Source organism: Bacteroidia bacterium (assembly GCA_033391075.1).
Lineage (GTDB): Bacteria > Bacteroidota > Bacteroidia > J057 > J057 > JAWPMV01.
The window spans coordinates 3,517,138-3,538,260 of sequence record JAWPMV010000001.1 but is presented as its reverse complement, the minus strand read 5'-3'; the positions used below and the strand labels follow the sequence as shown (position 1 = coordinate 3,538,260).

19 protein-coding genes are annotated in these 21,123 nt (G+C 41.8%); 8 read left to right on the top strand and 11 right to left on the bottom strand.

All coding sequences use genetic code 11. The features are described 5' to 3' along the window. Positions 1–240 precede the first annotated feature (240 nt). Positions 241–1,077: a hypothetical protein gene (locus tag R8P61_14200; GenBank protein MDW3648216.1), complete on the top strand. Its 837-nt coding sequence runs from the start codon at positions 241–243 to the stop codon at positions 1,075–1,077. A gap of 75 nt (positions 1,078–1,152) precedes the next feature. On the opposite strand, the gene rnr is transcribed toward R8P61_14200, so the two are convergent. From rnr to R8P61_14180, 4 genes are all read right to left on the bottom strand, one after another. Then, entirely contained in the window at positions 1,153–3,246 is a 2,094-nt protein-coding gene (gene rnr / locus R8P61_14195) for a ribonuclease R (protein MDW3648215.1), read from the bottom strand. A gap of 427 nt (positions 3,247–3,673) precedes the next feature. Beyond that, positions 3,674–4,126: an META domain-containing protein gene (locus R8P61_14190; GenBank protein MDW3648214.1), complete on the bottom strand. Its 453-nt coding sequence runs from the start codon at positions 4,124–4,126 to the stop codon at positions 3,674–3,676. Positions 4,127–4,221: 95 nt separating this feature from the next. Then, positions 4,222–5,652, bottom strand: coding sequence for an asparagine--tRNA ligase (asnS, locus tag R8P61_14185; protein MDW3648213.1), 1,431 nt, complete (start codon positions 5,650–5,652; stop codon positions 4,222–4,224). Between the two features lie 77 nt (positions 5,653–5,729). Then, a complete protein-coding gene (locus R8P61_14180; protein MDW3648212.1) occupies positions 5,730–6,047 on the bottom strand; it encodes a septum formation initiator family protein in 318 nt (105 codons plus the stop codon). 237 nt (positions 6,048–6,284) lie between these two features. Between R8P61_14180 and R8P61_14175 the strand changes: the two genes are divergently transcribed. The 4 genes from R8P61_14175 to R8P61_14160 are packed head-to-tail and all read left to right on the top strand — an operon-like array spanning position 6,285 to position 9,607. Beyond that, entirely contained in the window at positions 6,285–7,307 is a 1,023-nt protein-coding gene (locus R8P61_14175) for a hypothetical protein (protein ID MDW3648211.1), read from the top strand. Positions 7,308–7,357: 50 nt separating this feature from the next. Then, the gene (locus tag R8P61_14170; protein MDW3648210.1) at positions 7,358–7,963 is read left to right on the top strand and encodes a DnaJ domain-containing protein; all 606 of its coding nucleotides are present in this window, start codon (positions 7,358–7,360) and stop codon (positions 7,961–7,963) included. 25 nt (positions 7,964–7,988) lie between these two features. Beyond that, positions 7,989–8,843, top strand: coding sequence for a DnaJ domain-containing protein (locus R8P61_14165; GenBank protein MDW3648209.1), 855 nt, complete (start codon positions 7,989–7,991; stop codon positions 8,841–8,843). Positions 8,844–8,893: 50 nt separating this feature from the next. After that, on the top strand, positions 8,894–9,607 hold the full coding sequence (locus tag R8P61_14160; GenBank protein MDW3648208.1) for a class I SAM-dependent methyltransferase: 714 nt from the start codon (positions 8,894–8,896) through the stop codon (positions 9,605–9,607). A gap of 276 nt (positions 9,608–9,883) precedes the next feature. Here the strand turns inward: R8P61_14160 and sucC are convergent, their stop codons facing one another. The 3 genes from sucC to fsa all read right to left on the bottom strand — a co-directional run bounded on the left by sucC (position 9,884) and on the right by fsa (position 13,017). Beyond that, positions 9,884–11,098 (bottom strand): ADP-forming succinate--CoA ligase subunit beta, encoded by a 1,215-nt coding sequence (gene sucC / locus R8P61_14155; protein MDW3648207.1) that lies wholly within the window; start codon positions 11,096–11,098, stop codon positions 9,884–9,886. An 82-nt stretch (positions 11,099–11,180) separates the two neighbouring features. Then, positions 11,181–11,555 carry a hypothetical protein gene (locus R8P61_14150; GenBank protein MDW3648206.1) on the bottom strand — a complete coding sequence of 125 codons (375 nt, stop codon included), beginning with the start codon at positions 11,553–11,555 and terminating at the stop codon, positions 11,181–11,183. An 805-nt stretch (positions 11,556–12,360) separates the two neighbouring features. Continuing rightward, positions 12,361–13,017 carry a fructose-6-phosphate aldolase gene (fsa, locus tag R8P61_14145; protein MDW3648205.1) on the bottom strand — a complete coding sequence of 219 codons (657 nt, stop codon included), beginning with the start codon at positions 13,015–13,017 and terminating at the stop codon, positions 12,361–12,363. 240 nt (positions 13,018–13,257) lie between these two features. Between fsa and R8P61_14140 the strand changes: the two genes are divergently transcribed. From R8P61_14140 to R8P61_14130, 3 genes are all read left to right on the top strand, one after another. Then, positions 13,258–13,710 (top strand): MarR family transcriptional regulator, encoded by a 453-nt coding sequence (locus R8P61_14140; protein MDW3648204.1) that lies wholly within the window; start codon positions 13,258–13,260, stop codon positions 13,708–13,710. Positions 13,711–13,800: 90 nt separating this feature from the next. After that, on the top strand, positions 13,801–14,958 hold the full coding sequence (locus R8P61_14135; protein ID MDW3648203.1) for an ArgE/DapE family deacylase: 1,158 nt from the start codon (positions 13,801–13,803) through the stop codon (positions 14,956–14,958). A gap of 59 nt (positions 14,959–15,017) precedes the next feature. Continuing rightward, positions 15,018–17,174, top strand: a complete 2,157-nt coding sequence (locus R8P61_14130; GenBank protein ID MDW3648202.1) for a DUF1508 domain-containing protein — start codon at positions 15,018–15,020, stop codon at positions 17,172–17,174. Between the two features lie 3 nt (positions 17,175–17,177). Here the strand turns inward: R8P61_14130 and R8P61_14125 are convergent, their stop codons facing one another. The 4 genes from R8P61_14125 to R8P61_14110 all read right to left on the bottom strand — a co-directional run bounded on the left by R8P61_14125 (position 17,178) and on the right by R8P61_14110 (position 21,009). Then, entirely contained in the window at positions 17,178–18,452 is a 1,275-nt protein-coding gene (locus R8P61_14125) for a metallophosphoesterase (protein MDW3648201.1), read from the bottom strand. 61 nt (positions 18,453–18,513) lie between these two features. After that, positions 18,514–19,398 (bottom strand): DNA-3-methyladenine glycosylase, encoded by an 885-nt coding sequence (locus R8P61_14120; protein MDW3648200.1) that lies wholly within the window; start codon positions 19,396–19,398, stop codon positions 18,514–18,516. 9 nt (positions 19,399–19,407) lie between these two features. Further along, on the bottom strand, positions 19,408–20,748 hold the full coding sequence (locus R8P61_14115; GenBank protein MDW3648199.1) for a cellulase family glycosylhydrolase: 1,341 nt from the start codon (positions 20,746–20,748) through the stop codon (positions 19,408–19,410). Positions 20,749–20,766: 18 nt separating this feature from the next. Further along, positions 20,767–21,009: a hypothetical protein gene (locus R8P61_14110; GenBank protein ID MDW3648198.1), complete on the bottom strand. Its 243-nt coding sequence runs from the start codon at positions 21,007–21,009 to the stop codon at positions 20,767–20,769. Positions 21,010–21,123: the final 114 nt, after the last annotated feature.

The following is a 21,123-nucleotide window of genomic DNA, read 5'->3' as shown; positions in this document are numbered from 1 at the left end:
GTATCCTGCAACGAAAATTTAGCTCTTCCCGTCTAACAATAGTAGATAACCAATAAACACAATGCCTGCCTATCAGAAAATTTTTCTACGATCTGTTTAGATAAAAAAATGACCTGCGTCCTATAAGTTCGAAGGTTTTTTCCATTCATCCATTTCGATTCCGATGTGGGCTGCATGCTGTGAATGCTATGCAGTACGGGAGAAGAATGTCTTAAAACAACCCTAATTATTTTGAAAACCATGTCAATCCACAATCAATACCCCCAACTAGTCAAGGTCCTCTTAGCACTCGGTTTCATTTTTAGTCTTAGTGCATGTGCAGATCAAGCTATTGAAGAAATTGTGCCACTTTCCCAAGATTCCCCCATAAGCTCTTTCCCTGATGAAATTACTCCTGAAAACTGGGAAGTCTTTATCAATGCCCCCCTTGAACTTATCGAAGAATTGAGAGCAAAAGAGATGGCTGAGAATTCCCGAATTCTTCATCCGGAAGTAGGTGATAAGGAAGGAGTATTTCTGGGTAAAACAGATCGAGTGTACCTGATCAAAGGTTCGGTGAAGGCTTATGATGGAAACTGGAGAGATATTGCGAATGTGCAGATCGAATCTGATGGAAATGTCTCTATGAGCTTTCAGAATCAGGGAAATCGCAGTTATAACTACCTTTTTGGTGTATCTGATCCGGCCCCTATCTGTATGAGTTACCTCACAGAACAAGGCAATGGCCTCAGTTTGCTTGATCTGGTCCTGATTAAAAAACATATGTCAGGAAGTAATCTCTTCACCAAAGTCAGAGAATACCTGGCTGCAGATGTAAATCGGGATGGACTGATAAATGATGTAGATGTCTTTCATATCGAAAGCCTCCTACTGGAACGGGAATCAGAATTGCCTGAGACAGACAATGTTATATTTCTGAGTGAAGACCAGCTAAGCAGCGCGCAAGCCCTGGTAGATGCCGGAAACTTTGATGATGCCAGCTTGAGAGAGCTTGGCAGAACAGCTGCATGCCAGGATGCTGCGCCGAATCGCTTCCTGATAAAATCCGGAGATATTAATGGAACCGCAGTTTTCTAAGGCTATATTTAGCGGTGTAACAAAAGCCATCTGTAGCGAGATGGCTTTTCTTTTTGGATTATAGGTAGGAGAAAGCTAGAGTTGCTCTACCAAAGCCATATCGATGGTACGCCTTTTCATATCCGTTCCGGTGATTTCAACCCGCACGGGATCTCCCAATCTTAAGCGAGTATCCGTATCCCTGCCGACCATAGAATAGGTCGCTTCATCGAAGGCATAATAATCATCATCCATGCTATGGGCTGGAACGAAACCTTCACAAAGATTTTCCTCCAGTTGAACAAAGATTCCAGACTCAATTACCCCTGAGATAATTCCATTAAACTCAGCACCCACTTTATCCTCCAGGAACTCTACCTGCTTGTATTTTATGGATGCTCTCTCAGCTTCGGCTGCAGTTCTTTCACGATCCGAACAATGCTTACACGCTTCTTCCATCACATTGGGATTTTCCCGATATACCTTATTGTGATAGTTGGTGATAAGGCGATGCAACATCAAATCAGGATAGCGACGGATCGGACTGGTAAAATGAGAATAAAACTCAAAACCGAGTCCAAAATGCCCCACATTATTGATTGAATAAATTGCCTTGGCCATAGATCTCACAGCGATGGTTTCTATGACGTTTTGTTCGGGTGAACCCTTCACTTTGGACAGCAAGGAATTCAATTTGTCAGAGGTGTTCTCACTTCCCTGGAAATCCACCTGATGCCCAAAGGCTTTCACAAATTCCTGCAAGCTTGCAAGTTTGTCTGGATTGGGATGGTCATGGATTCGGTAAACCGAGGGTAGGGGAGGATTCTTTTGAAGTTGGAAAATATGACGGGCAACCGTTCTGTTTGCCAGCAGCATAAAGTCCTCAATCAAATGATTAGAATCTTTCATCTCCTTCTTGATCACGCGGATGGGACGATCATTTTCATCCAGCTCGAATTTTACTTCATTACTTTCAAATTCAATACTTCCAGTTTTCATCCGCTTCGATCGTAGTTTTTGTGCCAGATCGTGCAAGATTCCCATCTCCTCTTTAAAAGGACCTTCTGATTTTCCTTCTATGACATCTTGAGCTTGATCATAATTGAAGCGATGATCTGAATAGGTTACGGTTCTGCCCACCCAATAATTGACCACTTTGGCACTTTTATCCATTTCAAAAACCGCCGAATAGGTCAGTTTTTCTTCATGTGGGCGAAGAGAACATACTTTATTAGAAAGCTTTTCTGGTAACATGGGAACCGTACGATCTACCAGATATACTGAGGTGGCTCTTTTAAAAGCCTCCCTATCTATAGGGCTATCAGGTTTGACGTAATAGGATACATCTGCGATGTGAACCCCAACTTCATAATTCCCATTTTCCAGGACCTGAAAAGAAAGAGCATCGTCAAAGTCTTTGGCATCATGCGGATCTATGGTAAAGGTCGTTACCTTACGCATGTCCCTCCTTTGCTTGTATTCTTTCGCAGGTATTTCTTCTTTGATTGCCTCGGCTTCAGCTTCTACTTGAGGAGGAAAACTAGGATCAAATCCGTATTGGAAAAGGATGGCATGCATCTCTGTATTATGCTCTCCGGCTTCCCCTAATACCTTTATGACCTCTACCTCAGGAGATCGATTCTCCCAATTCAAAAATCGGGCATGTACTTTCTCTCCATCTTTGGCACCGTTCAGGTTTTTCGGAGCAATGTAAAAGTCCTGTTTGATTCTTGGATCGTCCGCAAGCAGAAAGTAAGAACCGCCAAAACCTTCTTCAACTACCCCGACAAATTCGGTTCGAACTCGCTGGAGAATCTCCACTACTTTTCCTTCAGGCTTTTTGTCTTTGCTACGTTTGCTGATGCGTTTTACTTTGACAAAATCGCCATGTAAGGCCTTGTCTATATTTTTGGGGTGAATGTAGATATCCGGTCCATCCTCCATGAGAAGATAACCAGCTCCACTTCTTGTTACCTCTATTTTTCCACTAATAAGTGTAGATTTAAAGAGGTATTGATATTTTCCTTTATCCAGATATTGAACTCGACCATCATCCGCTAATGCATCCAGGTATGATCGAATCTGATTATTGGTCAAATCTGACCAGATTCCAGTCAGAGAGGCAATTTGTTTACTCGAAAAAGCTTGTGATTTATTTTCTTTGAGGAAGCTCAAAATTCTTTTTTCCATGAGCTTGTTTCGTGCTGTTTTGCTTCCTCTGTTTTTTCCTTTTTTCGTAGTGTGTTTGTTTCTTTTTTTCTTTCCTCCTCTTGAGGAAGATTTAGATTTTCGTGACATGTTTTTTGTTTCTGTTAAATAGTAAATGGTTGTGTTGTACTGTTAATAATCGCCCACGGGCGTAATTCAAGGTGGGAACAATAAAGGCGGGTAGGGCCGACTCCACATTCAATATCCTCATCAACTCCTTCGGCATAGAAGATTTTCACTTCTTATATCGATTCTTGTAGTAAAAGGTTACAAGGCTGATCGCTGCAAATGTAAAAGAATTGGGGAGGATTCCCAAAAAAGGCTGCGACAGACCCTCGTCTGTCGCAGCTCAATTGATCAAAACATACCTGTATTTCAAGCTTCCTTCCTGAGGAAGCATTTGCGCATATTATTCTTCAGGTACAAAAATGAGTTTCTTGTTTCCTTCATCATAAAGGATTTCCAAACGCTCATTCTCCATAGTGTAGTTTCTTGCCGAATTAAGGGCTTCCCAAAATCCTGCGGCCCAATCAGGCTCACCTCTTTGGCCTCCGGTTATCTCTGTAAATGAGATACTTCCATCACTTTCAATCCTGTATTTTCCCTGAATAGCATTGGTTACTGTCTGGCCGAAGAAATCACCTTTTTTGCCATTGTCATCAAAGGTGATCACGACCGGTCGAGCGATGTAATCAGGTTCTGAGGCGATCTCGCCATTTTCTACATTTTCATGAAAAGCGTATTGCCAGGTACCATTGAGACTTCTGGCAGGATCAGATTCGGTACAGGAAAAGATCAGGTATGCCAGAAGGCTGATCGAGACCAGCATGGGGAAATGCGGTAATCGGTAAGAGCAAGACATATAATTACGTATTTCAATAAATTACGATTTAAAGTAAATACTGAAATTGCGTAATTAAAATCTGATTTTAACGAAAACCTTTCCTGCTTTTTTGCCTAAAAAGCGGCTGATTTCGGAGCACGAGGGAACATGATGACGTCCCTGATATTGCTCATACCGGTTACAAACTGGATGATTCTTTCAAATCCCAATCCAAAGCCTGAATGGGGGGCACTTCCAAACCTTCTCAAGTCGAGGTACCACCAGAGTTCTTCTTCTGGGATATTCATCTGCTCCATTTTTGCCAGTAATACATCCAATCTTTCTTCACGCTGAGATCCACCAACTACTTCTCCAATACCAGGAAAAAGAATATCCATAGCACCTACGGTTTTCCCATCCTCATTAGCCCGCATATAGAAGGCTTTGATTTCTTTGGGATAATCGATCACAACTACTGGCTTTTTGAATTTCTTCTCTACAAGGTAGCGTTCGTGCTCAGATTGAAGATCGATGCCCCATTCAACCGGATATTCAAACTTGCCTTTTTTATAAGGTTTGGAATTGCGGAGAATATTGATGGCATCTGTATAGGTGATTTTCTCAAATTCGTTGTTAACGACAAAATCGAGGGTATCCATCAGGCTCATGATCCTGCGTTTATCGGCAGGAAGATTTCTTTCCTCTTTCTCTATCTTGTCGTGCAGGAATTGGAGGTCGTCTTTGCAGTTTTCTAAAGCAAAGCGAATTATATACTGCAGAAAGTCCTCTGCAAGCGCAATATTGTCATGGATATCATAGAAAGCCATCTCTGGCTCTATCATCCAAAACTCAGCGAGATGTCGGGTTGTGTTTGAATTTTCAGCACGGAAAGTAGGACCAAAAGTATAAACCTTGCCGAGGGCTAATGCACCTACCTCAGCTTCCAATTGTCCGGATACGGTAAGGTTGGTTTCCTTTCCAAAGAAGTCTTCTTTCCAGTTAATTCCTCCCTCTTCTGTCAAAGGAGGATTTTGTAGTGGCAATGTACTTACCCTGAACATTTCTCCTGCTCCTTCTGCATCACTCCCGGTAATGATGGGCGTATGCATATAATAGAAGCCCCGATCATGATAGTATTTATGAATTGCATAGGCCAGGTTGTGGCGAATGCGGAATACAGCTGCGAAGGTATTGGTACGCATGCGGAGATGCGCCTTTTCCCTAAGAAATTCCAAACTATGCTTTTTAGGTTGGATAGGATAAACCGCAGGATCAGCTTCTCCCAATACTTCCAGGCTTTCAGCCAATACTTCTACGGCCTGGCCTGAACCCTGAGATTCGATCAGTTTACCTGTAACTGCAACACAAGCACCTGTATTGATTTTTTTTAGCAAATCTTCCGAATATTGCTCAAAATCTACTACGACCTGAAGATTATTTATAGTTGATCCATCATTAAGGGCGATAAAACGATTGGCGCGGAAGGTTCTTACCCAACCTTTGACCAGCACACTCTGTTCTTGTGCTTCTTGACTTAGCAAGTCTTTGATTTCTGTTCGTTTCATGATGAATCAATTATATAAAAAAATACAGGTCGCAAAATTGCGACCTGTATTTCTCAGAATCAAGCGATTTGTTGAAATCATTCCTCTACAATGAGAAAAACATCCTCATCGCTTTTCTTCATATAATATTTTTCACGTGCCAGACGTTCTATTTCTTCACTTTGGGTCATTTGATATGACCGTTTCTCAAGCTCTTTGAGTGATTGCTCGTAGTAATTCCTTTCTGCCCTCAGCTGTTCAATCTCCTGCTGCACTTTATACCTTGAAGTCAGCTTAAATCTGTCCAGAAACAGCATCCATACCATAGCAAATACCAAAACCATGTAGTATTTGGTGTATTTGGTCTGTATGAGCTTTAGACTGTATTTCCCTACGAGTTTTCGAAATTTGTCCATTTCTACTGGTTTTGCTGTGTTATCTCGTTGATTTTCAATCTACTAGATACCTTTATTGAAGGTAACACTTCAAATATAGGTGCTAATTGCCTAATAAGCAAGCCTATAAACTAAAAATCAGGCTATTTTCCCCATTCAAACATAAGTTCCTTAATCTATTGAAGATTTTAGATAGATTAAAGTATAAAGAGAATTATTTATAAGCGCGATAAATTTTTTAGCTTAAAATTCTTCCTTATGAAAATTAAGCATTTAACCATTTTCATCCCCTATTTTCTGTATTCGTGCCTAATTTTTAGTCAGGATTCTCTTACTCGCTCCATGCCAGTAGGACAAACCGCCATAGATATTGATACCGTTGAATATAGCAATGGTGTCGTATATGTAGGTAATTTACATAACAAGGCTCGACATGGCTTTGGTTCCCTGGTTTCTCCATTTGGAGATACTTTATATGTGGGGAACTACCAATTGAACCAAAGAGATGGTACCGGAAAATATTTCTTTAAGAATAAGAATGTATATGAAGGTGATTGGGAAAAAGGAGCTATGCATGGGGTCGGCAAAATGCATTATGCCAATGGAGATACCTATGAGGGAGAGTGGAAAGAAGACCGAAAACACGGTTTTGGAAGCTTTACCTATAAAAATGGAGATATCTATGTAGGCGATTTTGTCAATGGAATTCGAGAGGGTAAGGGTAAAATGAGCCAAAAAACCCAGGTATATGATGGCGATTGGGTAAAAGGAGCCAGAGAAGGCAAAGGCAATCTCATTATTGATGCCGGAGGAAGCAAAGAGGAATATGTCGGTGGTTTTACTGCTAATCGGTATAATGGACATGGAACCTGGAAGTACACCCGAGGCGATATTATTACAGAATATATCGGCAATTGGGTAAATGGAGATAGAATCGGAGAGGGGCAATACATCATCAATGGTCGAACCCTTGAAGGAAACTGGAAAAGGAATGAAGCCACGGGAACAGGTGTAGGGGTAGGAGGAGAAGGAATCTACGAGGGCGAGTTTTATCGAGGCTTTTTCCAGGGAGAAGGAAAATTTACCTACGGAAGTGGAGAAGTTTATGAAGGTGCCTGGATCAGAGGTAAAAGACAAGGGTATGGCGTATTAAGCTATACAGATGGTAGCCGTTACGAAGGATACTGGCATATGGATCTCCAAAACGGAGAAGGAACTATCATCGCCAGTGATGGGAGTAAAAAAATTGGAAAGTTTAAGGATGGAGAATTAGAAGAATAATCTCCTTTGAAAATATGTAATTTGCAGGTGAACACTAAATTCTTAGTGAATTGCCTGCAAATTTCAATTTATACGAGCTTCTTGGAGTCAGTGAAAAGGCTAGCCAGGAAGAAATCAAGCTCTCCTACCGTAAGCTTGCCAAGAAATACCATCCGGATACCAATCCCGATCCGGATGCCAAGCAACAATTTCAGGTGATAAATACCGCTTACAGGACATTAAAGGATCCTTTTAAGCGAAAAGTCTATGATTTAAGTCGAAAGGGTGGGGCTATTCTCAACGTCCAAAAGACAAGACCAGCTTCAGGTCCAGCTTCGGCAGACCAGATGACACAAGAAGAAATTAGAAGAGCCTATTGGAACAGTCCTGCAGGTCAGCGCAAACGGAAAGAATATGAAGATGCAAATAAGTGGGTCAAGCTACTTTCCAAAATTCTTTTGTTTCTTTCTATCCCGATTGCATTATTAGTTATATATGATTTGTTTTTCCCTTTCCGCCAATTCGACAATGATCCAGATAGAGCCAAACCCTTATCCTATATGGTATTGGGCCTGGTCAGCATCCTTTGGATTTCAAAATCTAAGAAAGAAGCGACTGGGGCTATGGGATTTTTTCTGATCATTCTATTTATCGCTTTCCTTTCGATTACCTTTTAAAAAACGATTTAGCCTTAAACCGACATTGCCAGATAACTTTACGCTATATGACCTCCTTGGACTCAGCGAAACGGCCACTTCTGCTGAGATAAAAGCTGCCTACCGAGAACTGGCTATGAAATACCATCCGGACACCAATCCTGATCCGGATGCTCACAAACAGTTTGTCGCAATCAATGCTGCCCATGAAACCTTGAGTGATCCTCTCAAGCGGAAGATGTATGATTTGAGGAGAAGTGCCGGGGATATTATTTCAGGTGCTCCGAGTGGCCCCAGACGTCCCGGGCCAGATATGCGTGCAGAAAATGTGGATCATGAAGAAATGAGGCGGAGGTATTGGGCGAGTCCTGCAGGCCAACGGAAAAAAAGAGAGATGGAACGGGAAGCATCTTTTTTTGATAAAGTCAGGCTAGGACTACGGATCATTTCCATTCCCCTGGCAGTCTTTTTTATCCTGATCCTCGCGGAAGGTTGGTTTGCAAATGAGATCAGAGATCAATCCGTGGTTTATTTGGGAATGAAGTTGGAGGAAAGTGGCAAGTTCTATTCACATTACCAGATGGGGGAGGAGAGTTTTAGAGTAAATGCGGCTTTTGAGGAATGTATAGATCCAGATAAAGTACTAAATATTCGAAGAGGAAATTTCTTTGGGATTCTTACTGCCGTTGAATTAAACAAGGCCTGCCGTCAGGGTGAAAGTTGGATTGATCCCAATCAAAGCCTCTTTGGTGGACCAGGTTTTCTCCTGTATCTCGGCTTGATTTTGATAGCTGCTCTTTGGAGCAAGCAGGTTAAGCTTGAGTTTATGGCGGGTTTTGGTTTCTTTCTGCTGGCAATCACAGGAATAATTGTCATACTTTTTCTCAGATTATGGGTCTGAGTTCTTAAATGCTGCATATATTTGCAGGCCTTAGCCAAATTAAAAGAAAAATGAGCCAATCAAGCGGGGTAACAAAAGAGATCAAACCTATTGCCATCCCACAGGTACATGATCGATTCTATCCATTTTTTAAAGACCTGACCCAAAACAAAACGGACATCCATGTCCTGGATGTGGGTGCAGGACATGGAGCCTTTACCAAAAAGCTGCATGAAGAAGGCTATCAGGTTTCGGCTTGTGATCTTTTTCCTGAGATTTTCTACTATGATCAGGTAGAATGTAAAAAGGCTGATTTGACAGAACCTTTACCCTATGAAGCGGAAACCTTCGATATCATCATTGCCATAGAGGTGATGGAGCATATTCTCGACCATGAGGTCTTTTTCTCTGAATGTAGCAGAATACTTAAGCCGGGAGGTAGTCTGGTTATATCTACACCCAATATCCTTTCACTGAAATCTCGCTGGCGCTTTCTCTTTTCCGGCTTCTTCTATAGCTTCAAACCCTTGCAATTGCGCAATAATGATGGGTTGCAGCATGTTGCTTCTCTCACCCTGGATCAGTATCACTATTTGGCCATCAGAAATGGATTGAAATTGGGGAGAATAGAAGTGGATAAAAGACAAAATACTTCTCGTTGGCTGCTTTGGCTATATCCCTTTATCTGGCTTTTCAATAAGCGTCGAAAAATGGATTTGAATATCCATAATAATATGAGACTGCTGACCGGCAGGATTTTATTCGCACAGTTTCCCAAGGCATAAGGTTAGGTCTGTGATTTGATCGAAGGGCGAGGATAGCAGTTTCGCCTAGGGATGTTTTGGAGCAGATTGAATCAGACGATTGCTATCATCTGCTAGTAGGCCGGACCTCCTTGTCAGGCTGAGCGAAGTAGTAGCAACTAAATTATATGGAATCGTATGTAGGTCCCTCCGTAAGGTCGGTATGACAAGGGATTTGTAAGTTGAGATGACAGATATTGTGTAATAAAAAAAGCCTCCACCAGTGGTGAAGGCTTTTTTATATTTTAAAAGCTACGCTTAGGCCAAAGCTTCTTTTACTCTATCTGCAGCTTCTGCTAAAGTGATGGCAGAGGCAACTTTAAGTCCAGACTCATCGATGATTTTAGCACCCAATTCTGCATTGGTGCCTTGAAGTCTTACGATGATCGGAACAGGAATCTCACCGATGTTCTTGTATGCTTCCACAACTCCATTGGCAACACGATCACAGCGAACGATTCCACCAAAGATATTTACGAGGATAGCTTTTACATTGGGATCTTTGAGGATGATGCGGAAACCTTGCTCTACGGTTTCAGCACTTGCTCCACCCCCTACGTCCAGGAAGTTGGCAGGATCACCTCCACTCAATTTGATCATGTCCATAGTAGCCATGGCCAATCCAGCTCCATTCACCATACATCCTACATTTCCATCCAGTTTGATATAGTTGAGGTGGTATTTTGAAGCTTCTACTTCCAAAGGATCTTCTTCAGCAGTATCTCTTAATTCTGCGAAATCCTTGTGGCGGTACAATGCATTACCATCAATACTCAATTTACAATCAACTGCTACTACTTTGTCGTCGGCAGTTTTGAACATGGGGTTGATCTCCAACATGTCAGCATCCGTACCTTTATAGGCATTGTATAGCTTCATGATGAACTTCACCCCATTTTTGAAGGCTACTCCAGAAAGTCCTAAAGCATAAGCAAGCTTTCTTGCCTGAAATGCCTGAAGACCTACTGCAGGGTCAATCCATTCTTTGACAATTGCGTCAGGATTTTCCTCAGCAACTTCTTCAATATTTACTCCTCCTTCACTAGAAGCAATAATCACATCTTTGCTGGTATTTCTATCCAGGGTGATGCTAAAATAAAATTCTTCTCTTTCGCTTTCGCCGGGGTAGTACATATCCTGAGCAATAAGGATTTTGTTTACTACACTTCCGCCCGTAGCTTTATTTTGTTTGGTAACCAGGGTTCCTCCGAGGATTTTACCTGCGATTTCTTTTACTCCCTCAACTCCTTTCGCTACAACAACCCCATTTGCACCTGTTTCTTTCACGACTCCTTTTCCGCGTCCACCCGCATGAATCTGGGCTTTTACTACGAAAAATTGTCCGTCTGGACTATCGTAAAGGTTCTCCGCGGCAGCTACCGCTTCATCAACAGTGGTGGCAACTACCCCTTCCTGGATGGGTACACCATAGGATTTGATCAATTCTTTGGCCTGGTACTCGTGAAGTTTCATATATATTGTATTTGTTATCTGGCCGCAAAAATACTATACATCAGAGAGATAACAAATAGGATTTGTGAAAAATCCCAATCCCTTATTTTGCCAGGTGGATATAATCCTCTATCCGCTTTTTTCTATTGCGCATCCGAAGCATCATCCAGAGATCAAATAAGTAGAATCCAGCCAGTACCAGCAGGTTTATCCCGATCTTATAACTGAGTACTTCAAACATGTGCTCATAGTCACGAATAGCAATTCCACTATGGGCGGTAAGGCTTATGTATCCAATATTGAGCAAATAGAAGCCGAGCAGGGCTAGACGATTGATATTTTCTGCAAGATTTTCATTCTCTCTGAAGTAGTCTTGGAAAAAAACTTTGCCTGTTTTGCCAAGTATGTTTCCTACAAAAAGAGTCAGTAACAAGCTGAGTAGGATATAGATGAGGTAGGTGCCGAGGGTGAGAGTCATGATATTGAGATTAAGCGTTCAGTACTTTCAATTTATACTGAAAGTTTTGTAAAAGGTTGCATTTCAGACTGTTTTTCTTTCTGGTTTATTTTTTGCGTATGAATAGGAGAGGGGAGGAAAAGATTTTAGTGGGATGAAATAAAGGAGCTAAAGAAACGTTTAGTATTTAAATGTTGATAAATAAGATTGGCAAATATCAAATACTTGTTTATTTTTGCATTGGTAAATTACGAAATATTCAAATAAATAATTTATCTACATCTTAATAAGATTTTTTCCAACAAATAGCTCAGGACTGAGCCATCAGATTTCTTGAGCTATCCTTAATTTAGCCGCCTAATGAGAGAGAGATACGTAAGTGTTTCTCTTTCATTCTTTTTGGGCCAGAGTAATTGAAACAGCGAAGCTTTCATTGTGATAACCCAATCAGCAAAGCTGTCATTGCGAAAACTCAACCAGCAAAGCTGTCATTGCGAAAACCCAATCAGCAAAGCTGTCATTTCGAAAACTCAACCAGCAAAGCTGTCATTGCGAAAACTCAACCAGCAAAGCTGTCATTGCGAGCTCTAATCCTGAGCGAAGCAATCCCCTTAATTCAAATAATGCTTTCGAAGTCAAGGAGATTGCTTCGCCCTTCATAAGGACTCGCAATGACAAAGGGTGGTGAATTTCCTTCCTTTCACCCAGCTGAATTTGAACTTGAAACTTGAATTTGTACTTCTACTTCTACTTCTATTCCAAATTCTGCCCCACAGACAAAAAAAAAGCCCCACCAAGGTGGAGCTTCTTTATTTTATAGGAATACCTATTGTACCGCTTCTTTCATTTTTGCATGATCTGCAAGAAATTTTGCAAGGCCTTTATCCGTAAGTGGATGCTTGATCATACCATCTATTACTTTCAAAGGCATAGTCGCTACATCAGCTCCGGCAAGTGCACAGGCGCGCAGGTGTTGATTATGACGGATACTTGCAGCCAAAATCATAGTTTCAGTTCCGTAATTATCAAAGATTTCACGAATTTCACGAATCAAGTCCATTCCTTCCTGACCGATATCATCCAACCTTCCAATAAAAGGACTCACGTATTTTGAACCCGCCTTAGCTGCTACCAGGGCCTGGATAGGATTAAAGATTAAAGTAGTATTGATCTTGATGCCTTCTGAGGAAAGGGTACGTATCGCTTTTACGCCTTCCTTGATCATAGGAATTTTAACTGTGATATTGGGGTGGATTTTCACCAATTCTCTTCCTTCCCTTACAATCCCTTCATAATCTGTGGAGATTACTTCCGCACTTACATCGCCATCTACTTCTTCACAAATTCGCTTATAATGTCCCATTACATCAGTGATTCCCTCTTTAGCCATAAGAGAAGGATTGGTCGTAACGCCATCTAATACGCCCATTTGATTGGCTTCCCGGATGTCATCAAGGTTAGCGGTATCAATAAAAAATTTCATATGTGGGTTGATTGTTATGTTCTGTGAATTTCTAAACTGCTGCAAATTAAAGCAATATCCCCATAAATTCAGGAATATGATGTCCATTCTCCGACATCTGTCCTTCCATCTTCAGCAGCTATATAGCAATAGGCTTGCCATCAAAATTATTTCACCAACAAAGTTAGTCTTTTGATGGTTAAACATGTATTAAGATTTTACAATATATTTGTGAAGAAAAATAAACAGGAAGGACATTCAATGAAACTAGAAGAGGCTATTAAACAGAAGACTCCTTTTAAAAGTGTCTACCAAAAAGTAGCAGTAAATCTCTTTTTTACTCACAACTGGATGAATCAAATTCAGAAGGAGTCACTTAAACCCTTTGGAGTAACCCTGCAACAATATAATGTCTTACGGATTTTACGGGGACAACATCCCAAACCTGTTTCTACTTCCGATATCCGAAGTCGTATGTTGGACAGGATGTCTGACGTCTCTCGCATTATCGATCGATTGTTGAAGAAAGATTTGGTGGAAAGGAAAATTTGTAAGGCAGACAAACGACTGGTAGATGTGGTCATCAGTAATGCAGGCCTCGATCTTCTTACACAAATAGATGGAGTTCAGGGCAAATTGGACGGAATCCTGAGCAACCTAAGTCAGGATGAAGCTGATCGACTCAACGAACTCCTGGATAAGCTGAGAGGATAATTTCATTTTCCCCTTTCCCTGCAATCATTTCATAAATACTTCACCTCTGCTTCAGGTATTTTTTTAACTTTTGAAAAATATTTGAAATAGATGACCAGCTCATATTCCAATGAACTCCTCCATCTCCTGCAGGAGATGATTCGTATTGAATCCGTAAATCCTAGTCTTTCTCAAGAAGGCAGTGGCGAAAGTCAACTGGCCACTTATTTGGGGGCATATATGGCATCCTTTGGCTTGGAGGTACAATATCAGACCTTTGCAGATGGGCGAAAAAATGCCATAGGCATCTTGAGAGGGAGTGGAGGAGCTAAGAGCTTACTGTTCAATGGACATATTGATACGGTTGGAATTACAGACATGGACATCGATCCTTTCGGCGGAGAATTCAAAGATGGTAAGGTCTACGGAAGAGGCAGCATGGACATGAAAAGTGGAGTGGCAGCCATGATCCAGGCAACGAAAATAATTGCGGAATCTGGTGAGCAGTTGAAAGGAGATTTGATTGTAGCTTGTGTAGGGGATGAGGAGTTTTTGAGTAAAGGGACCGAAAAGCTTTTGGAGGATTTTCGAGCAGATGCTGCCATCGTTACCGAACCTACAGATATGCAGGTGATGCTTGCTCATAAAGGCTTTGTCTGGACAAATTTGAAGGTTCATGGAAAAGCGGCTCACGGAAGTCGTCCTGAAGTTGGGAAAGATGCAATTTTAGAGGCTTCTTACCTTTTACAGGAATTGCTCAAATGGGAAAATGAAGAATTGCCTAAAAGGAGTCATCCTTTACTGGGGAGACCTTCTTTACATGCTTCCATTATCAAAGGAGGAACAGAGATCAGCGTATATCCACATCTTTGTGAACTAAGTGTAGAATGGAGAACCTTGCCGGGAGAAGATAGAGCTTTTGTTGAGGAACAGTTGAAAGAAGTCATTGCCCGTGCGATAGTCGCATATCCGGACTTGAAAGTTGACTATGAAATGGATGTTGAACGGCATCCCTTGGAGGTTTCCAAAGAGGCCGAAATTGTCAAACTACTAGATCAATGTTTCGAGCAAAGTCTTGGAAAAGCAGCTCAACACGGCGGTATAGGCTTTTGGACAGATGCTGCTCTACTTTCTCAGGCAGGCATTCCTTCTGTTATTTTTGGGCCAAGCGGAAAGGGATTACATGGCGCAGTTGAATATGTAGATTTTCAATCAGTTGTAGATTGTACTGAAATTTTGAGAAAAACTGCCCTTGAATTTTGTAAATAAGACAATTTTTTGTTTTTAGATGTCATAACCTGCACTTCTATTAGAAACTATTACACACTATGCAATTCAGCCTAATTCCTCAAGCAGAAGGAAAGTTTTTATTTCAGGTACAGAATGAAGCAGGTGAAGCTATTCTGGATAGTCCTGTTTTTCAAAATCGAGAAAATTGTGTCGCCAGTATACGGGGATTTGTAGATCAAATTCGCGACCCTGATGCCATCAATCTTCAGGAGGAGAATGGCAGGTTTTATTTCGAACTCAAGGATGAAGCGGGTGAATTATGGATGAAAAGTCTGGAATTCGATTCAGAAAATGACTTGAGTGAGAAAATTCAAAGACTCCGCACACAAGCAAATGACAATACCTCCTTTGAGGTTAATATGCGGAGACAGCGGACAAACCGACGGATGCCAAGCCTGCCCAAGGAGATAAACTTCGCCGAACTTTATGACTTTAGCTTACTGGCCCGCTCCAAAAAATTAGGATTTCATACGCTCAAGAGTAAGAAAAATAATAAACACTATTTCCTGTTCAACAATGAGCAAGGGACTCCTATTTTGTATAGTCGTTCCTTTAATACCGAGACTCAGCGAGACAAACGGATTCGGGCGATCATCAAGCAATCCAGGAATCCACGGAAATACGAAATCATCGCAGATGCCGGAGGAAGCTATTTTATTCTGAAAGGCAGTAATGGAAAAGAAATTGCCAGAAGTGGGACCTTTCCGGATGAAGCAAGTGCCCAAACAGCCGTTTCCTTTATACAGGAAAAAGCTCCTTCTTTCGAAAAAAAGTATCCAGAACCTCCCAAGGCTCCTAAAAAAGCTGTAAATCAGTACATTTTGGATCAAAAAGGGGGAAGTACAAAAGTAGGTTTCGATGCCTTCAAAGGCGCGGAAGGTTTACATTATTTCCATTTCAACAATGAAGAAGGAGAAGCTTTACTATTCAGTGAAGGCTATTCGAGTACTCGTTCTCGAGATAATGGGATCAAGTCATTGATCAGAAATGCGGGACTTGCAAATCGCTTTGAAAAAAGAGAAGCGGATGGCAAGCCTTACTTCATTATTCGTGCAGGTAACCGACAAGAAATCGGCAGGAGTAAATTCTTTGATTCGGCTCTGGATATCGATGCAATCATCGCCTGGCTTAGGATTCAAATTCCCCGATATGCAGCCGAATATGGCGTAAGCCTGAATACGGATAATCTGGACGAAAGCTTCAAAATTGAAGTAGGTAGAGAATCTGAAGAAAATGAATTACCTCCTGTAATTATCCCTCCGGGTGGTGATGGAATAGGAATCCTGGATGGGAGTGCGGACAAATCAGATGTGCATACACATGTTCCTGACCATATCGACCTCAAAGACGAGCCAGAGCCGGAAGCAGAGGAGGAAGAAAAAGCGGATAAGAGTGATTCAGGATTTTCCTGGTCAAAGATTTTGCCCTGGCTATTGGTTGCGGCCTTGATCATGCTGCTGATTTGGTTGGCTAGATCTTGTGGTGAAGAGGCTGCTGTAAGTCCCGTTAAGGAAGATCCGAATAATAGACCTGTCATTTCTTCTACGGAGGGAGCGGAGAGTAGTACTTCTTCTGCATCATCTAGCGAGGACGGAATGATAGAAGGGGAAGAGGAAAAAGAGGAATCCATCGCTAATAAGTCAGAGGGAGACGAAATTCTGCGAAAAGAGGGGGTTGGAGAAACTTCAGATGAAAGTTCTGAATCAGAAGGAAAAGAAGAAACCGAAGATTTAAGGGCAAGTTCGGATGCCGGTGCTGCTACAGGCCTGGGAAAATTTGGCTTCCCTACTAATTCTATCCTGGCGAAAATGGAAGCATTCTTAGCAGGAGGAGCTAGTGGAAAATCTCCCGTTTACATTATGGATCATGCCCGTTTTCCCTACAATTCACCCAAACTCAATAAAGAGGCAGAAGCAGAACTGGATGATTTAACCAAATTGCTGGGAGCGTATCCAGGGGCGAAACTGGAAATATATGGACATATCGATTTGAATGAGAACGATTATTATTCCGGACCTTTTGCGGAAGATTTTCTCACCCTTTCAGATATAAGGGCGCGCTGTATCTATCGAAAATTGATCGAAAGAGGAGTGCCAGAAGAGCGTCTTAGCTTTGATGGATTTGCCAATAACAATCCCCTCAAAAAGGAGAATGATCCGATCAATCGTAGGCTGGAATTGGTCCTGATTAAATAGTTTTTAGGCCTGTTGCAATTCTATTACGGTTACTTCGGGCCATATTCCCACTCGTCCAGGAAAGGCAAGGAATCCAAATCCTCTGTTGACATATAAGTATTGTTCGGCTTCCTGATAAAGACCTGCCCATCTGGGGTAGCGGTATTTAACCGGGCTCCATTTGATCCCGGGAATTTCAATACCGAATTGCATGCCATGGGTATGACCCGATAGAGTCAAATGGATTTTTTGCTTGTGGTCCAGTACCTTTTGGTCCCAGTGAGAGGGATCATGGGAAAGAAGCACTTTCACAGGTAGTTCTTCTACACCTGTCAGGGCTTGATCCAAATCACCATATTTAGGAAATCCACCTTTTCCCCAATTCTCTACCCCCAGCAAGGCGATTTTGTCTCCGTCCTTTTCAAGAATGCGGTTTTCGTTTTGCAAGAGTTGAAAGCCCATCTTCGCATGGTTTTCTTTCAAGCGATTGAGGTTATCAACTTCATCTTGTTTGGAGGGCCAGTCTACATAATGACCATAATCGTGATTGCCCAAAATAGAGTATTTGCCAAAGGGAGCATTGAGTACATTGAAGGCATCTATCCAGGGCTCAATTTCGCTTGCCCGATTGTTTACCAGATCTCCTGTAAAGGCGATGAGGTCAGCTTTTTGCTCATTTACTAGCTCTATTCCCTTAAAGACTTTCTCCGGATCATCAAAACTCCCGGAATGGATATCCGATATCTGAGCCAGCTTAAATCCATGGAAAGCTTGTGGCAACTCTGGTATTTTTAAGGTAACGTTTCGTACAGTAAACGCATATTTGCCACGGGTTACACCATGCATTACTCCTAAAAAAGGAACAGCGGCTATACCTAAACCTAATTGCGTTACAAATTTACGTCTGCTTTCCATACCATTGCCTTTTGCCTCAGTTTCCGCAGCAGGTTTTTTATCCAGGAAATTCAATTTCTTAAGTATCCATTCCCCAAAACGAAAAACATCCTCTGCCAGCATGACCAGCACAAAAATAAGTTGAGGGATCATAATAAGGAATAAAAGCGCATTGCTAACGGCTGCTATTCCCTGAAATTCCCGATAATTGAATCCGTAGACAATCACCAGAATAAATACAGCCAGGATTTTGGTGATGCTGGCAACCAGGGCCAGAATCCGCAATCCTTTTCTTAAATGGGCTTTTTTGATATCCTTGATGATACTTTTTAGTCCGGAATAGGAAATGAGGTCAAGCAGAAGGAAAAATCCGATCAGTATGGCGAAAAATATAATTCTTGACATAGGTAGCTGGAAGGCTCGTTTTGATTAATTAGGATCGTGGAAGTGCTGCTCGGTAAAAACCTTATTCTTTGTTTAAACCGTTCCAAAGGTAAAAGGTTGCGTAAGCTTCCCAACCTTTCCAATTTTCTGCTAAAGAATATAATTCCTCAGAGCTGGGTTTTCTAACCATTTTCAATCTTTGCTTTACCGCATTTTGCAATCCAGCATCTCCTACGGGATAAGCAGAGGGGATTCTCAGGCATCTCAACATTACATAATTTGCTGTCCAGGGACCTATGCCTCTGATCTTACATAATTTTTTTTCGATCTCTTCCGCTTTACCCAATTTCTGGAGATTTTCTATGCTTAAATCTCCCTTTTCCATCTGATTGGCTACCTCAATTAGGTACTCTGCCTTTCGACGAGAAATGGAAAGTCCCATCAAATCCTCAATTTTTGCCTGCATGATGGCTTTAGGCTCTGGAAAGCTCCAATAATTTTTATCTCTATAAAGCAAAGAGCTTCCATAATTCTCTATCAATCTCTTTTTCATGCTGTAGGCGAAACTCAGGTTGACCTGTTGTCCTATAATGGCCCAGGAAAGAGCTTCGAAGAGCCCGTGAACCCCAACTACTCGCAAGCCATACAAAGAGGAGCTAAGAGGAGCCAGGAGCCCATCTTCTTTTACCAATTGATAAAACTTGTCCAGGTCCTGATCAAGGTCAAACCAAGTGGAAAGATATTCAGGGAGCAAGTCAGCCAGGCCTGAAGAATATTCGTGTAGATTGAGCTGAAAGTGATCTCCATCGTGGATAAATGAGATCAAACCACTTTCTCCTTTCCATTTCACCCATTTCCAAACCCGATCTTCCTCCACATAGTGCAAAAGCTCTTGTGGACTACGATCCAGATGTTTAAGGATGTGATTGAAATTGAATATAGAAGGAGTGGGGATTTCGATTTGCATGAAGCGAACTTAATAAAAAAGCAGCTTTCTAATCGGACCATCATTGATCTGCAGAAAATACAATCCTGATCCCTTAACCCGAGTACCTAATTGAAATACATTTTTTCCCGGATGCAGGAAACTTTTTCGATCTAAAACTACTCTACCTTGAACATCTCTGATCAATATGCGGATAGGGCCTTCCTCCATAAGATTGGCTTCAATGGAGAGGGCTTCACCGGATTGAAGAAGATTTCCCTTCATCACCAGACTTTCGGTATCCGGTTCGTAATAGGTGCAGGGATCAGCCAAAAATTGCGGATAGGGGAAATTCTGTGCAAAATCTCCCAATGCATCATCTGTCCCAAACCAGGAACCCAAACCGTCTCGTGCCGCATAGGACCATAGCATAGTACCCATATAGCCATTTTGCCAGGCACGTTCTAGCATCTCCTCCGGTTTATAATGCTCCGAAACCACAGGGGTTTCTCCAATCAATACAGGCTTATCCGAATGATACCAACTGGCTCCTTTGAGGAAGGGATCATAATTCTTTCCCCATTCTTTCATCCAATCGAAAAAGTGGATCTGGTAAAAATCCAGGTAGGCGAGGGGATCGTCGTAGGCATTTTGTAAAGCCTGGTCTGACCACAGAAAATCTTTATTCGGATTTTCCTTGAGATTTGCATTCCACATTAAACTGGCAGAACCAAGGGTGACCAAATGATCACAATGCTCATGAATGGCTGCTGTTTGCATAGCTACAAAGCGTTGAATCTCTGCTAACTCTACCTGGCCTTCATGTCCTCTTTTTAGGTTCTTGACGGTCCATTCAGGTTCATTCATGATCTCCCAGGCGAGGATATTGCATCGATCTGCATAGCGCTGGACCATGGGAATGAGCACCTGGTCAATATAGGACTGTGTTCTTGCTTCATCCCGGATCAAATCCGGAAATTCTTCTGCCAATTCAAAACTCCACAAACAGATGATCAATTTCACCTTATGATTCGCGGCCCGTTCGATCATGTCATCCAGATGATCAAAGAAAGGAGCATCCAATCCTGTGACGAAAAAGTTCTGATCGATCTCAGGAGTAGCTCTTGCATCACAGTGAAGCCAGAAACGAGCTGTATTTACTCCTTTTGCTTCAAGATTGCTAAATACTTCTTCGAAGAAAAAGGGATCATAGCCCACTCCTTTGCTCGGATGCAGCCCTATATCCCAGCCGAAATTGTTCCAGGGGATATTGATTCCGTTTATATAAAAAGGATTTCCGCGAAGATTTAATAGAGATTGTGCCTCCAGCTGTTTGAAGAAACAGCTCGCGAATATGATTAAGGAAAAAAGAAGTCCAGAGCTTTTATTCATAAGAAAATGGGGAGGATATCACTCGGATATGCCAACAGGTTCCTTAGGAAGCACGTATACCCCGGGAGGAAGATCCAGGGGAGCGTCCGGATCATAGTCGATCCCTCCATCGCCACCTCCGCCATCCTGGCTACTATCATTGTTGGTGTCATCCCTGGAAATTTGTGCCTGTACAGTGGGACGACTGTAGGTTCTGATCAGATACAGAACTCCCACCAGAGCAGCAAATACAAAGAATGCGATAGATAAGGACAAAAGCATGATTAAATTAATTATTAACGTTCAGCTTCATCAGAGGAACCCAAAACCTCTTGAAAAGAGGAATCAGATTGTCGTTTCTTATAATTCAGACTATTAAAATACGTAATATCCTAC

Bases quoted from the DNA above. Each gene is read 5' to 3' on its own strand.
- R8P61_14200 (MDW3648216.1), top strand. From the start codon at position 241: ATGTCAATCCACAATCAATACCCCCAACTAGTCAAGGTCCTCTTAGCA.
- rnr (MDW3648215.1), bottom strand. From the start codon at position 3,246: ATGGAAAAAAGAATTTTGAGCTTCCTCAAAGAAAATAAATCACAAGCT.
- R8P61_14190 (MDW3648214.1), bottom strand. From the start codon at position 4,126: ATGTCTTGCTCTTACCGATTACCGCATTTCCCCATGCTGGTCTCGATC.
- asnS (MDW3648213.1), bottom strand. From the start codon at position 5,652: ATGAAACGAACAGAAATCAAAGACTTGCTAAGTCAAGAAGCACAAGAA.
- R8P61_14180 (MDW3648212.1), bottom strand. From the start codon at position 6,047: ATGGACAAATTTCGAAAACTCGTAGGGAAATACAGTCTAAAGCTCATA.
- R8P61_14175 (MDW3648211.1), top strand. From the start codon at position 6,285: ATGAAAATTAAGCATTTAACCATTTTCATCCCCTATTTTCTGTATTCG.
- R8P61_14160 (MDW3648208.1), top strand. From the start codon at position 8,894: ATGAGCCAATCAAGCGGGGTAACAAAAGAGATCAAACCTATTGCCATC.
- sucC (MDW3648207.1), bottom strand. From the start codon at position 11,098: ATGAAACTTCACGAGTACCAGGCCAAAGAATTGATCAAATCCTATGGT.
- R8P61_14150 (MDW3648206.1), bottom strand. From the start codon at position 11,555: ATGACTCTCACCCTCGGCACCTACCTCATCTATATCCTACTCAGCTTG.
- fsa (MDW3648205.1), bottom strand. From the start codon at position 13,017: ATGAAATTTTTTATTGATACCGCTAACCTTGATGACATCCGGGAAGCC.
- R8P61_14140 (MDW3648204.1), top strand. From the start codon at position 13,258: ATGAAACTAGAAGAGGCTATTAAACAGAAGACTCCTTTTAAAAGTGTC.
- R8P61_14135 (MDW3648203.1), top strand. From the start codon at position 13,801: ATGACCAGCTCATATTCCAATGAACTCCTCCATCTCCTGCAGGAGATG.
- R8P61_14130 (MDW3648202.1), top strand. From the start codon at position 15,018: ATGCAATTCAGCCTAATTCCTCAAGCAGAAGGAAAGTTTTTATTTCAG.
- R8P61_14125 (MDW3648201.1), bottom strand. From the start codon at position 18,452: ATGTCAAGAATTATATTTTTCGCCATACTGATCGGATTTTTCCTTCTG.
- R8P61_14120 (MDW3648200.1), bottom strand. From the start codon at position 19,398: ATGCAAATCGAAATCCCCACTCCTTCTATATTCAATTTCAATCACATC.
- R8P61_14115 (MDW3648199.1), bottom strand. From the start codon at position 20,748: ATGAATAAAAGCTCTGGACTTCTTTTTTCCTTAATCATATTCGCGAGC.
- R8P61_14110 (MDW3648198.1), bottom strand. From the start codon at position 21,009: ATGCTTTTGTCCTTATCTATCGCATTCTTTGTATTTGCTGCTCTGGTG.